General features: G+C 62.4%; 15 protein-coding genes. 6 read left to right on the top strand and 9 right to left on the bottom strand.

Annotated features, from left to right (window positions below; genetic code table 11):
- Window positions 1–89: 89 nt before the first annotated feature.
- A complete protein-coding gene (locus tag AC1RMX_RS10475; protein WP_096819524.1) occupies window positions 90–326 on the top strand; it encodes a hypothetical protein in 237 nt (78 codons plus the stop codon).
- 5 nt (window positions 327–331) lie between these two features.
- Here the strand turns inward: AC1RMX_RS10475 and pdxH are convergent, their stop codons facing one another.
- From pdxH to dinG, 5 genes are all read right to left on the bottom strand, one after another.
- Window positions 332–979: a pyridoxamine 5'-phosphate oxidase gene (gene pdxH, locus AC1RMX_RS10470; protein WP_096819525.1), complete on the bottom strand. Its 648-nt coding sequence runs from the start codon at window positions 977–979 to the stop codon at window positions 332–334.
- Window positions 980–1003: 24 nt separating this feature from the next.
- Entirely contained in the window at window positions 1004–2113 is a 1110-nt protein-coding gene (locus AC1RMX_RS10465) for an OmpA family protein (RefSeq protein ID WP_493071752.1), read from the bottom strand.
- A gap of 112 nt (window positions 2114–2225) precedes the next feature.
- Window positions 2226–3371 (bottom strand): serine hydrolase domain-containing protein, encoded by a 1146-nt coding sequence (locus tag AC1RMX_RS10460; RefSeq protein ID WP_493071750.1) that lies wholly within the window; start codon window positions 3369–3371, stop codon window positions 2226–2228.
- Between the two features lie 94 nt (window positions 3372–3465).
- Window positions 3466–5820, bottom strand: a complete 2355-nt coding sequence (locus AC1RMX_RS10455) for a beta-agarase (protein ID WP_493071748.1) — start codon at window positions 5818–5820, stop codon at window positions 3466–3468.
- A 95-nt stretch (window positions 5821–5915) separates the two neighbouring features.
- Window positions 5916–8060 (bottom strand): ATP-dependent DNA helicase DinG, encoded by a 2145-nt coding sequence (dinG, locus tag AC1RMX_RS10450; protein WP_493071746.1) that lies wholly within the window; start codon window positions 8058–8060, stop codon window positions 5916–5918.
- 99 nt (window positions 8061–8159) lie between these two features.
- On the opposite strand from dinG, the gene AC1RMX_RS10445 reads away from it, so the two are divergent.
- Entirely contained in the window at window positions 8160–8624 is a 465-nt protein-coding gene (locus tag AC1RMX_RS10445) for a CopD family protein (protein ID WP_102621504.1), read from the top strand.
- A gap of 50 nt (window positions 8625–8674) precedes the next feature.
- Here the strand turns inward: AC1RMX_RS10445 and AC1RMX_RS10440 are convergent, their stop codons facing one another.
- The 4 genes from AC1RMX_RS10440 to AC1RMX_RS10425 form a co-directional block, all read right to left on the bottom strand.
- The gene (locus tag AC1RMX_RS10440; RefSeq protein WP_493071744.1) at window positions 8675–9433 is read right to left on the bottom strand and encodes a collagen-like protein; all 759 of its coding nucleotides are present in this window, start codon (window positions 9431–9433) and stop codon (window positions 8675–8677) included.
- A complete protein-coding gene (locus AC1RMX_RS10435) occupies window positions 9426–9704 on the bottom strand; it encodes a DUF1145 domain-containing protein (protein WP_096819532.1) in 279 nt (92 codons plus the stop codon). Before AC1RMX_RS10435 ends, AC1RMX_RS10440 begins: the two co-directional genes overlap by 8 nt.
- Before the next feature lie 163 nt (window positions 9705–9867).
- Window positions 9868–10590: a PA1041 family peptidoglycan-binding anchor lipoprotein gene (locus tag AC1RMX_RS10430; RefSeq protein ID WP_096819533.1), complete on the bottom strand. Its 723-nt coding sequence runs from the start codon at window positions 10588–10590 to the stop codon at window positions 9868–9870.
- Between the two features lie 90 nt (window positions 10591–10680).
- Entirely contained in the window at window positions 10681–11376 is a 696-nt protein-coding gene (locus AC1RMX_RS10425; RefSeq protein ID WP_096819534.1) for a PA1041 family peptidoglycan-binding anchor lipoprotein, read from the bottom strand.
- 199 nt (window positions 11377–11575) lie between these two features.
- Here AC1RMX_RS10425 and AC1RMX_RS10420 point away from each other — a divergent pair, with 199 nt between their 5' ends.
- Genes AC1RMX_RS10420 through AC1RMX_RS10405 form a run of 4 tightly spaced genes read left to right on the top strand, consistent with a single transcriptional unit; the run spans window position 11576 to window position 13295 of the window.
- Entirely contained in the window at window positions 11576–12073 is a 498-nt protein-coding gene (locus AC1RMX_RS10420) for a DUF6231 family protein (protein ID WP_096819535.1), read from the top strand.
- Between the two features lie 4 nt (window positions 12074–12077).
- The gene (locus tag AC1RMX_RS10415; protein WP_096819536.1) at window positions 12078–12554 is read left to right on the top strand and encodes a YchJ family protein; all 477 of its coding nucleotides are present in this window, start codon (window positions 12078–12080) and stop codon (window positions 12552–12554) included.
- Window positions 12555–12585: 31 nt separating this feature from the next.
- Window positions 12586–13086: an LEA/WHy family protein gene (locus AC1RMX_RS10410; RefSeq protein WP_192559948.1), complete on the top strand. Its 501-nt coding sequence runs from the start codon at window positions 12586–12588 to the stop codon at window positions 13084–13086.
- Between the two features lie 5 nt (window positions 13087–13091).
- Window positions 13092–13295: an SEC-C metal-binding domain-containing protein gene (locus AC1RMX_RS10405; protein WP_003198420.1), complete on the top strand. Its 204-nt coding sequence runs from the start codon at window positions 13092–13094 to the stop codon at window positions 13293–13295.
- The last annotated feature ends 4 nt before the right edge of the window (window positions 13296–13299 follow it).

Genomic DNA, 13299 nt, shown 5'->3' with positions numbered 1-13299 from the left:
TTCATTCAGGCCCGGTACAGGGCCTCCACGAACTCACCCAACAGTAGCGCCAAAATACATAGCTTGCGCCGCCGACCCCAAGGATTTTCATGGATTACTTCATCATTGTCGTCACAACCGTCGCCGGTTTGTACTTCCACTGGTGGTTGTACGTGCGGATCAAACGCTGGATGGACCGCGATCTGGCATTGTCACTGGCCGGCAAGGATGAAGGCAAACGCGCCTTCATGCTCGAACGGCTGGCGCAAGCCCGATCGCAGAAGATCAGGCGTCGGGACCTGCCGAAGTGGCTTGAGGCCGCTGCGGCAGGCTATCCCGCTCGGTAGACTGCTTAAGGTGCCAGACGTTCAAGAATCCAGTCGGCGCCCTGCAAACGGTAGTTGAGGCGATCGTGCAGACGGCTCGCGCGGCCCTGCCAGAATTCGATGCGCTCGGGGAGCAAGCGATAGCCGCCCCAGTGTTCCGGGCAGTCGGGCTGGGTGTCGGTGAAGCGTTGCTCGGTAGCCTTGAGCAAATCTTCCAGTTCACCGCGGCCGTTGATCACCCGGCTCTGCGGTGACGCCCAGGCACCCAGTCGGCTGCCCAGCGGGCGCACTTGATAGTACGCGTCGGACTCCTCGGGCGTGACCTTCACCACCCGCCCTTCGATACGCACCTGGCGCTCCAGGGTCGGCCAGAAGAACGTCATGGCCGCGAACGGATTCGCGGCCAGGTGCTGGCCCTTGGCGCTTTCGTAGTTGGTGAAGAAGGTGAAGCCCTGCTCGTCCAAGCCCTTGAGCAGCAGAATGCGGCAGTGCGGACGACCGTCCGCATCGACCGTGGCCAGGGTCATGGCGTTGGCTTCCACCGGGGCCTGCTCGGTTTTCACCGCATCGGCAAACCACTGGTGGAACAGCGCGAAAGGCTCGGCCGGGGCTTGCGCCTCGGTCAGGCCATCCCGGGTGTAATCACGACGCATATCTGCCAGAGCCTGGGTCATGGCGCATTCCTTTTCGTTAGCGGATTACTGTTTTGCCGCGTCGGTCGCAACGACTTTCTTGTCGCTTGCGGCGGCTTTGGCTGGAGCGGTTTTCTTGGCCGGAGTCTTCGCTGGTGCCTTCTTCGCTGGCGCCTTGGCAGCCGCTTTCTTGGCCGGAGCCTTTTTGGTCGCCGGTACTGCGGCTTTCTTCGCCGCCGGCGCCGGGGTGACCGGTTTGGCGACAGGCTTGACGTCCTGGGCAGCGACCATGGTCACTGGTGCCGGAGCCGGCATGTTGTACTTGCTCAGCAGTGCAACCATGGTGTTTTGCGGGGTCACCAGCAGTTCGACACGACGGTTCAGGGCACGGCCTTCAACGCTGTCGTTGGCCGCACGCGGTGCTTCGGAGCCCATGCCGCGCAGCATCAGGCGATCACGCTGCAAGCCGCTGAGACGGAAGATCGCTGCCACGGCCTGAGCGCGTTCCTGGCTCAGTTTGGTGTTCGCCGGGGCTGCGCCAGTGGTGTCGCTGTGACCGAGCACCAGCACGGCGGTTTTCGGGTCGGCTTCGAGAATTTTTGCCACGCGGGTAAACGGGCCAAGGGTGACCGGCAGCAGCATCGCCGGACGATCCGGGTTGAACGAGCCTTCAACCGGTGCGATCACGACCAGCACGTTTTCACGGCGTTCAAGTTGCAGATTGCTGTCCTTGATCGCGGTGCGCAGGCGCGGCTCGTAGTCATCCAGCCAGGCCTGAGTGACCTTTGGATCCGGCATCGGCACGACTTTGGCGGTGTCCTGAGACTTGCCGCCGAACGGCCACCACCACTTGCTGCCCGTGTCGGCATCAGCCTTGGCGACAACAGCCGGTTTGGCTTGAGGTTTTACTTCGGGCTTCACGTCGGCCTTGGCCTTGTCCGCCGAGTCATCGGAACCGAACGGCCAGTACCAATGGCTGCTGCTCTCGGTCTTGGCGACCGGCGCGGTGGCGGCCGGTTTCAACGGTGCAGGGGTCGGAGCCGGCTCCTTGGCCGCGACTTTGTCGGAAGAACCGAACGGCCACCAGCTGCCGCCATCGGCGTCATTCTTCGGAGTCTGTGCACAACCGGTAATCGCGAAACACAGGGCCAGGGCGAGAGTTTGTTTGGACGACATTGGAAACCCACAAAATAAGTAATGGACAATCAGAGGACTTTCGCCCGGATAAACAGACGCTTTGAATCGAAAAACCGGTCGAGGTTCCGGCCCTGGAACCTCTGGTAACGCTTTACAGACAAGTGGCAAGTACCCGCGCCAGCTTCTGCGCGCGCGGATCCATCAAGACGTACGGCCCCAGGGTATTTGTCACAAATCCGAAGGCCACATCGTGCTCCGGATCAGCAAAACCGATGGAACCGCCCGCCCCCGGATGCCCGAACGCCCGCGGGCCGAGGCCGTAGGTGGCGTTTGGCACGTCAGGTTGATCGAGCATGCAACCGAGACCGAAACGGGTGCGGGTCAGCAAGGTCTTGTCCTCGCCGAGGCTGTGTTCGCGGGTCAGCTCATCAAGCATTTCGCTTTCCAGCAGGCTGCCGTCGAGCAGACCGGCGTAGAACCCGGCCAGGCTGCGTGCATTGCCGTGGCCGTTGGCCGCCGGTTGCTGCATGCGGCGCCATTCCGGTTTGTTGGTGCTGGTAAGCACCGACGGCGGATTGGTGAAGGCGCGAGTGGTCATGGCTGTTGGCTCGCGCATGGTCACTTGCAACAGGCGCTGGGCGGCGGCATCGCCGACGTTACCCTTGCCCCGTGCGATGTGCGCCACGCGATGGAATTCTTCGTCGGCCAGGCCGACATGGAAATCCAGCCCCAGCGGTTTGGCGACCCGCGCCACGATGGACTCCCCCGGCCCGCGACCGTCGGCACGCCGCAGCAACTCGCCGATCAGCCAGCCGTAAGTGATCGCGGCATAACCATGACCGGTGCCCGGCGTCCACCACGGCGCTTCGGCCGCGAGGGCGTCGACCATGGTTTGCCAGTCATACAGGGCTTCGGGGGCCAACAGTTCGCGCAGGGCCGGCAGACCGGCCTGATGGCAGAGCAGTTGACGCAGGGTCACGGATTCCTTGCCGGCGGCGGCGAATTCCGGCCAGTAGCGGGCGACCGGAACATCGAGTTGTAACTTGCCTTCGGCCACCAGTTGCAGCGCGGTGACGGCAGTAAAAGTCTTGGTGCAGGAAAACAGGTTGGCGATGGTGTCGCTGTGCCAGGCTTCGGCGCCGTCCTTGTCGGCGGTACCTGACCAGAGGTCGAGGACGGTTTCGCCGCCGACCCGGATGCACAACGCGGCGCCACGTTCCTGGGGATCGTCGAACAGTGCCGCGAAGGCTTCGCGCACCGCTTCGAATTGAAGCTCGTAATGTCCCTGAATCTGCACCCGCAACTCCCCCGCGAAAACGCTCTACAAAGTGGCCCGCATTGTTCCAGCCCTTGAGGGTTTTGGGAACAGCGGCGGGCCGGGCGGTTCTGTCTTAGTGGCCGTTGCCGGAATGCCCGCCGGTATGGCCGGCGCCCTGCCCCGGGCCTTTTCCGGCCTCGCCTTTGCGTCCGCCTTCGGTTTCGTGACCGGCCTTGTCCGCCGCCGCGGCCTTCGCGGCTTCTTTGCCAAGCTGATCGATCGTCGCCAGATTGCTCTTGCGCACGGTTTCGACAAATCCCTGGTACGGCAAGTCGGTCACACCGACCAGACCGAAGTGGCCGTTCTCACCATCGAGCAGACGTCCGGTCACCGGTTGGTCGAGGTACTGGAACCAGTGCACACCGACGATCGACGGTTCGCTCAGCGCCTGCTTGAGGAAGTTGGCGTAGGCCGGGCCACGGTCTTCTTCCTTGTTCAACGGCGTCACACCGCCCCAGAACGGGCCGCGATCGGTCGAACCGAAGTTGAACTCGGTGATCAGCACCGGTTTGTCGAGGCTGCGCAGCGCGGCGAAGTCATAGCCGTCCTGCGGTTGCAGGGTGTACATGTTGAAGCTCAGCACGTCGCAATACTGCGCGCAGGAGGCCACGGCTTCCGGCGTGCTGATGGCGAACCGGCCGCCCAGCAGCAACTGGTTCGGCGCGTGCCATTTCAGCGAATCGGAAATGGTCTTGAAGTAGGTGTCGGCGAAGACCTTCTGGAAGTATTTGAAGTCGGCCTCGATTTCCGGATGCTCCGGATTCGGCAGCGGCGCTTCGAAACCCGGATCCTCCATCAATTCCCAGGCCGGCAGATCGATGCCCCAGGCCTTCGACAGCCCCGCCTGATTGCGGTACTTGTCGCGCAATTGCTTGAGGAACGCGCGTTTGGCCGGAACGTCCGTGGTCATTTTCAACGTGCCGTAGGCCAGCGCGTAACGCGATTTCGGATCATCACCGGGACCGGCCCAGGCCAGTTCGTTATCGGCGAAGTAGCCGATCAGCCATGGATCGTCACGGTGATCGCGGGCGGCAATCGCCACGGCACGTTCGGTGGCCATGGCGAAACGCGGGTCGAACGGGTCAGGCATGCCGCCCCACCAGTCGTTGCCGGTGCTGATACTGGTGTAGTCGCCGACGATCGACAGCGGCAAGGTGTACGGCACACGCTCGGCGTCGCTCAGTTGCGGTGCGCTCCAGTTGCCGACGGTGTTGAAGCCCCACGCCTGCAGACGGTCGAGGGTGTGGCTGGCCCACTTCTGCTCGTCGATGGTGGCTTTGCACGGGGTGGCAGGCGCTTGCTCAGTCGCCGCCGGAGTCACGCAAGGTTCGCCGTAAAGGCGTTGCAGGTTGGCGCCATAGAAGTCATACCAGCGTCCGTTGCCGTAGCCACGGCCCTGATCGGAACCATTACCACCACGGTTGTCGCCCTCGCCGAAGTGACTGGCCAGTGGCTCGTCAGGTTTTGGCAGGGATTCGAACATGTACTCGCGACCGGCCACGTAGGTCTGGTTGACCTCCGGGCTGACGGTGTTCACGCCCAGGGAATAGAACGGATGGCCTTCCGGCGTCACCAGATACCAGCGGCCATCACGTTTTTCAGTGCGGAAGAAGCCGCTGGCCTTGAATACCGGGCCTTTGCTCCAGCCACCGAACTTGTCCAGCGACGATTTTTCGCGCTCGGCCAGCCAGGTTTTCAGCTGTTGCTGTTCCTTGGCGGCGGCGGATTTCAGTTGTTCGTCATTGGCGACTTTCTCTGGCCATTTGCTGCGGGTCGACTGACCGTAGGCATCCACCAGATTGCCGTAGGCGGCTTTGATCACCTCGCCCTCGTCCTGCACGCCAAAGCGCTCCAGCAACAGGCTTTGCGCGACTTTCGGCTGGTCCATCGACAGGCTGACGGACACCACCTGGCTGCGGTCCAGTTCACCGTTGCTGCTGGCCAGCAACACGCGCTGCCCGTCGATGGTCATCGGCATCAGCGGCCCGGCCTTCATGCCCTGGCTCAGCGGCGAGGTCGCGGTCAACGGCACGAGCAAGGTCTGCGCCGGGCCGGCCGGCAGATCAACGCGGCTGACCAGGGTCTTGCCGTCGTTGCTCTGGATTTGTACGTAAACGGTCACGGCCCAGTTCATCGCACTCTGGATGCGCAGGCTCATCATGCCGGACTGCGACCAGTCCCAGGCACCGGTCTGCGGGCTCAGGCGCAAGGTCGGGCGCGCCACCGGATTGAAGGTCACCCGGCGCAGCACTTCGCCTTCGGGGGTCTGCTCGGCGTTGGTTTGCGGCAGGTCGGCGTTTTCGGTCGCGACTTTCACCACGTCGGCGGGGCGGACAAAGTTGAACAAGGTCTGCTGCCCGGCAGGTGCCGCCAGCAAAGGCGCAGCGAAAACCAGGGCAAAAACGGCAGGCAACGAACGACGAATCATGAGAACGGATTTCTCCCTAACGACCAACAATGGCCAATGGAAAAGCGATGGCGCAGAGATAGACAACGCGGCGGGCAAAACTGCCCACCGATGTCTCAGGATATTTCACGACGGAAAGGAGGCAACGCATTGAGGATCGCCTTGCCGTAGCGCTGGGTGACCAGCCGCCGATCCAGCAAGGTGATGGTGCCGCGGTCTTCTTCGGTACGCAGCAGACGGCCGCAGGCCTGAACCAGCTTCAACGAGGCGTCGGGCACCGAGATTTCCATGAACGGATTGCCGCCCCGGGCTTCGATCCACTCAGACAGTGCGGCTTCGACCGGATCGTCCGGCACCGAGAACGGAATCTTGGCGATGACCACGTGCTCGCAATAGGCCCCCGGCAAGTCCACCCCTTCGGCGAAACTGGCGAGGCCGAACAGCACGCTGGAATCACCGCCATCGACCCGCGCCTTGTGCTTGTTCAGGGTTTCCTGTTTCGACAGGTTGCCTTGAATGAACACTTGCTTGCGCCAGTCGCGGTCGAGGCCGTCGAACACGTCCTGCATCTGTTTGCGCGACGAGAACAACACCAGCGTGCCGCGCGAGCCTTCGACCAGATCCGGCAACTCGCGGATGATCGCGGCGGTGTGAGCGGCAGCATCACGCGGATCGGCCTTCAGGTCCGGCACCCGCAACACACCGGCATCGGCGTGATGGAACGGGCTCGGCACCACGGCGGTGACGGCTTTCTTCGGCAGGCCGGAGCGCATGCGGAAACGATCGAACGTGCCGAGCGCGGTCAACGTCGCCGAGGTCACCAGGCAGCCGTAAGCCACGTTCCACAGGCTGCGGCGCAGGGTTTCGGCGGCGAGGATCGGGCTGGCGTTGACCTCGATGTCGAACAGCGAACCGCTTTCCGCCAGCGTCAGCCAGCGGGCCATCGGCGGGTTGTCTTCCGGGTCTTCGGCGGTGAACGCGGTCCACAGCTCCCAGTTGCCGGACGCACGGGACAACAGGCTGCCGAACAGTGGGTACCATTCCTCGGCCTGATTGCTGGCGATGCCGATGTTGACCTCGCCGTCCATGCCTTCCTTGAGCAGGTCGGTCAGGCGGGTGAACAGGTCGTTGAGACGGGCGTAGCCTTTTTTCAGCTCGATACCCATCTCGCGCATGTGCTCGGGAATCACCCCGCCGATGAAGCGATGACGCGGGCGCTCACGGCCCTCGACGTCTTCGCCGGGCTTGAAATCGGCGATCTGCTCGCAAGCGGTGAACATGAATTGCTGCTGGGTCTTGATCTCCCGCGCCAGCTCCGGCACCTGCTCGATCAGCTTGCCGAGGTCGCCCGGCAGCGGATGCTGGGCCAACAGTTTGGTGAGGTTCTTGGCGGTAGTTTCCAGCCAGTCGGCGGTGGAACGCAGACGCGTGTAATGGGCGAAGTGGCCGATGGCCTTGTCCGGCAGGTGATGACCTTCGTCGAACACATAAATGGTGTCGCGCGGATCGGGCAGCACCGCCCCGCCGCCCAGTGCCAGGTCGGCCAGCACCATGTCGTGGTTGGTGACAATCACGTCGACCTTGCCCATGCCTTCGCGGGCCTTGTAGAAGGCGCACTGGCCGAAGTTCGGGCAATGACGGTTGGTGCACTGGCTGTGATCGGTGGTCAGGCGCGCCCAGTCGGCGTCTTCCAGCGCGTTGGGCCAGCTGTCGCGGTCGCCGTCCCATTTATTGCCGGCAAGTTTCTCGATCATGCTGGTGAACAGCTTCTGGCTGGCCTCATCGACCTCGATCTTGAAGCCTTCTTCTTCGAACAACTGCGCCGTGGCGGTCTGTGCGTGGCCTTCCTGCAACAGCATATCGAGCTTGGACAGGCACATGTAGCGGCCACGGCCCTTGGCCAGGGCGAAGCTGAAGTTCAACCCGCTGTTGCGCATCAGGTCGGGCAAATCCTTGTAGACGATCTGCTCTTGCAGGGCGACTGTCGCGGTGGCGATCACCAGGCGCTTGCCGGCCAGTTTCGCCGTAGGAATTGCGGCCAGACTGTAAGCCACAGTCTTGCCGGTACCGGTGCCGGCTTCCACCGCGACAATCGCGGGGTCGCCACTGCGCCGGCCTTCGTCGTCGGTGTCGATATCCCCGAGGACCTTGGCAATTTCAGCGATCATCAGGCGCTGGCCGTAACGCGGCTTGAGGCTCTTGGCCTCTAGAAAACGCGAATAGGCGCCCTGGATCGTGGTTTTGAGTTCAGTGCTGATCATTGAGTGTCGGGCGCAAAAAACGCTGGATAAATTTTCAGTGGTTCGGATCGGCCGCTATCATACCCCGCTAATCAGTCCCGCGCAGAACGGAGTACCCCAATGACACCTTTTAGCCTCGTTTACCCCCTGCATGTCCTCGCCGCCCTGGTGTGGGTCGGCGGCATGTTTTTCGCCTGGATGGTGCTGCGCCCGGCGGCCGTGAAGGCTCTGGACGGCCCCGGCCGCCTGACCCTGTGGGTGGAAGTGTTTCAAGGTTTTTTCCGCTGGGTGTGGGGCGCGGTGATTCTGCTGCCGGTGACCGGGGTGGGCATGTTGCATCTGCAGCACATCGGCTTCGAGACGGCACCGAAGTACGTGCAGGTGATGATGGGCTTGTACATCGTGATGACAGCGCTGTTCATCCGGATTCAAGCATTGATGCTGCCCGAATTGCGCACGGCGGTGCAGGCGAAGGATTGGCCAGCGGGTGCGGCAGTGCTGGGGCGGATTCGCAAGGTGGTGGGGTTCAATCTGTTGGTCGGTTTGGCGCTGGTGGCGATTGCCGCGGCGCGGCCGTCGTTCTGAAGTGAGGCTGATCGTTCCCACTCAGTGGGAACGATCAGACAGGGGATGGCTTACAGGCGCTGTACGGTGACAGACCCCGCCGCCCCCGCAGGCCCCGGCTGCCCGTCAGCCCCAGGTTTGCCGCTCTTGCCGCCATCGGCGCGATACACCAGGCACCCCTTGGACTTGCCGCCCGCCCCCGGTTTGCCGCCAGGCCCCGCCGGGCCACCGGCACCACCGGCGACTTCAACCTTGATCAGCTCGGCCGGAAACTCACGGGGTACTTCCAGGCGCACCAGCGCGCCCGGTGCGCCCGGCTGGCCATTGCTGCCGTCACTGCCATCGAAACCGTGTCCGGCCTGGCCCCAGGTGCAACCCGGTTCCTGACCGTTGGCGCCGTCGAGCCCGACAAAGCCAGGCGCACCGGTACCGCCGCGTGCATCGACGATCAGCTGCGGTGCATTCAGCGCCTTGAATTGCAGATTCAGGTTACGTCCGGCACGGGCCGCTTTTTCATAGGTCCCCGGCGCACCACGAGCGGTGATGCGGCTGCCTTCGGCAAGCGCGGCGCGGGTGACTTTCAGATCCAGCGCCTGTTCACCCGGCACGATGGCGATGCGCGCTTCGCGGCCCAACTGCAATTCGCCGACGCTCAACTCGGTCACGTTGGAGGGCACCAGCAAGGTGCCGTAATCGGCGACCACCAGTTTTTCCAGTTGCAAGGTGCTGGCGGTGTTGGGCAAACGCATCAGGGAATTGGGTTCGACATTCACCACCTGGGCACAGGCCAGAGGACTGATGAATGCAGCGAGCAGGCAAAGTTTACGCATGGGAAGCCTCCGGAGCGGCCGGGGCCGGGATGGTTTGCAGGTGGAAAACACCGAACAGCAGGACACGGCCACGATCACGCCACGGGTGCGGGCGACCTTTGAGGCTGCGATTGCACAGCAGCACTTCCAGCAGATGGATCGCCAGCAGCAGAACAGCGGCCAGATTGACCAGCAGATGCAACGGATGAACAAACGGCACCAGTTGATTGGCCAGTACCACGCAGCAGAACACCAGGGTCAACAACCGCCCCAGCCCACAGAACACCTTCATACGCTCCCCCGTGTTGCGAATTATTCTTTGGGCGCACAGTAACGGCTTCCGTACGGGATAAGCCAGAGGGGGAAATAAAAAAGTTCCGGGCACTCGTCGGATGTCTGCCGGGGCGACGATGAACATCGCCCGACAGCTCTAGCCTGCGGACTACAGACACGTCCTAACGATTGATGTGCAGTTCCACGCGACGATTCTGCGCACGTCCCTCTTCAGTCTCGTTGTCGGCGACCGGTTCCCGTTTGCCACGCCCTTCGCTGGTGAGTTTGTCCGGCGCCAGCCCCTGGCTCAGCAGATAGGCCGCCACGCTGCTCGCGCGACGTTCCGACAACGCCTGGTTATAAGCGTCCGAACCCTTGCCGTCGGTGTGACCGATGACCTTGATGCTCACCACATCGGCGTTGCGCAACTTGTCCATCAGCGAATCCAGCTGACTTTTCGCCGCAGGTTTGAGGTCGGATTTGTCGAAGTCGAACAGCACGTTGCCGGCATCGCTCAGGGTGATGACTTCGGATTGCGGGGCCGGCTCGGCCGGTTTCTCGGCGACCGGGTATTGCGGCAGCGGACAACCACGGTGATCGACCGGGGTATTGGCCGGAGTGTCAGGGCAACGGTCGCGACGGTCGAACACGCCATCGCCGTCCTCATCGCCATCCTGGGCGTAACAGATCAATCCGCCGGTGAGGATCCCCAGCGCTGCGCCGCCACCAGCCCAGCCACCGCTTTCAATCGCGCCCAGACCGCCGCCGACCAGTCCGCCAATGAGGCTGCAGATCGGCCAGGTACGTTGATTGAGGGGGGCAGTGCCATCGCTGTGAGTAGCGCAACCGGTCAAGAGGCTGCCAAGCAGCAGCACCGGCAAGACGGACCTTGAGAATACACTCATTGTGAAAGCTCCTGTGTCACCGGCCCATACCGGTTACACAGGAGTAAAGACCCGCATCCGCGACTGCACAAGCCGCGGATGCGAGGGGGGCTAGCGTTCGATTTTGATTTCCGTGCGACGGTTCAGCGCACGGCCATCGGCGGTTTTGTTATCCGCCACTGGCTGGCTTTCACCGGCACCGGTCACCGAGACGAAGCTGGAACGTGGCACACCATCATGGATCAGGTATTCCACCACCGAGTGCGCCCGACGATCCGACAGTTTCTTGTTGTAGGCATCGCTGCCCACGCTGTCGGTATGACCGGTCACGGTCAGTCGCGCGGTGCTCGATTCCTGTTTCAGGCGCGTGGCGACCTTGTCGAGTACCTGTTTATCGGAAGGCGTCAGGGTGGCCTTGTCGAACTGGAAGTGAACATCGCGGATGACGATGGTTTCTTCCTTGACCACTACAGCTTCTTCAACCACTGGTGCAGGGGCTGGTGGAGGGCAGCCGTCAGCATCGACCTGCACGCCTTTAGGCGTATGCGGGCACTTGTCGCGACTGTCCGGCACACCATCGCCGTCTTCATCGCCATCACCGTGCACCCAGCAATAGGCTGCTGCCGTACCGCCGACGAGTAATGCGCCATAGCCTGCCCATGCAGAGCTTTCCGTCGCACCGAGACCCGCTCCGACGACACCGCCGACTGCCGCACAGGTCGGCCAGTCGGTTTTCTGCAAACCTGCGCAACCAGTCAACACACTGGTTAGCAGAACCAAGGGTAATGCTGTCCGAACTATGCTCATCTAGTTTTCTCCTGAGGGATCGGCTTAGAACCGATTCAGGGAGTAAAGACCGGAGTTTTAATCTCCGCCAGCAATAGGCCACTGCTGTTTGCGAGCGTGTTCACAGGACTTCGGCGCATTTGGCGCAAACCCGCAGGACAGAGATCTAGGCCTCGACGCCCGGGCAGGCTAGTCTTGGCGATCTGATTGAGGAACTTCGATGAACGTCGCCCTGTCTTCCCGCACGCCACAGCAGGCACTGGCCGCCCTGCTGGACCGCTACGCCCCGGCCCGTCTGCTGCTGATCGGCGCCAGCGAATTCCCCGCACTGGCGGCGTTCAAGGACGCGCACCCGGACACCCGCGTCGCCCACGCCGCGCCCGGTGCCTTGCCGGCAGAACTGGCCGCACAGCGTTTCGACCTGGCGCTGGTGGTCGACTGCCTCGAACATTTGCCCAAGCGCGACGGCCTGAATCTGCTCGGCGGAATCCGCAACCTCAACGCCAGCCGCATCGCGGTGCTGGCGGACCTGTCGGCCAGCGGCTGGCAGGAAACGGACTTCTATTCACTGGCCCTGCAAGCCAGCGAGCGTTTTGCCCGTGACGAGCAGGTTCTGACCCTGTTCACCTATGATCTGCTTGACTACAAACAAGTCCCCGACTGGCTCAACTCGCGATTCTGGGCCAATCCGGAAAACTTCGGGAAATACTGGTGGTAATGCAATGAGTACAGCCATTTGCCCTTGCGGCAGCGGCAACCTGCTGGATGCCTGCTGCGGCCATTATCATGCGGGCCATCCGGCACCGTGCGCCGAAGCCCTGATGCGTTCGCGCTACAGCGCCTACGTGCTGGGCCTGATCGATTATCTGGTGGCGACCACCCTGCCCGCCCAGCAGACAGGGCTCGATCGTCAGTCGATCAGCGCCTGGAGTGCTTCGAGCACATGGCTCGGGCTGGACGTTGAAAGCTCGGAAGTCTTCGGCGGTCAGCCGGAACACGCCTTCGTCACCTTCACTGCGCGCTGGCACGACAGCCAGGGTGAGCACAGCCACCGCGAGCGCTCCTCGTTCGTGCAGAACGCCGGTCACTGGTACTTCATCGACCCGACCGTGCAGCTCAAACTGGGGCGCAACGATGCCTGCCCGTGCACCAGCGGCCAGAAGTTCAAGAAGTGCTGTGCGGGGTATTTCGGCAGCTGAGGCTAGACTGGGCATCAAAGGGAGTTAAACCATGCTCGGTCAATGGCGCACGTTCAAGGCTTTCACACTGCTCATGTTCCTGGGGATCAGCTTCTCGGGGCTTGGCGGCTGCACTTCATGGTTCGCCGACGACACCCTCGACCCTGCCGTGCATCTGGTGAAAGTCGAAGTGGTGCGCGCCAAGCTGCTGGAGCAGAAATTCATCCTGCACTTTCGCATCGACAACCCCAACGACAGTGACCTGACCGTGCGCGGCCTGGAATACCGCGTGCATCTGTCCGACATGTTGTTGGCCGAGGGCGAGCATGAGCACTGGATCACCGTCGGCCCCAAAAGCAGTGCTTTCTATAAAGTACCGATCCGCACCAACCTGTGGCCGAAGGTCAAAGAGGTGGTGAAAATGCTGAAGAATCCGCACCAGCAGGTTCCCTATCGCCTGCAGGGCGAGATGGAAACCGGTTTATTCATCGCCCACTACGTGCACCTGGAGCGCAATGGCGTGATAATCCCCGCCGATTTGATTACGGAGTGACCCCGATGACCCAGCAACCTCATGTCCATGGCCCAGACTGCAACCACGATCATGACCATCACCATGATCACGACCATGGCCATGTTCACGGCCCGAACTGCGGCCATGCCCACCAGGAACCGGTGCGCAACGCCTTGAAAGACGTCGGCCGCAACGACCCTTGCCCATGCGGCAACGGCAAGAAATTCAAGAAGTGCCACGGCGCTTGATGTT

Source organism: Pseudomonas sp. GW822-FHT03F04, from assembly GCF_058801405.1.
This window is presented reverse-complemented; position numbering and strand designations above follow the sequence as displayed.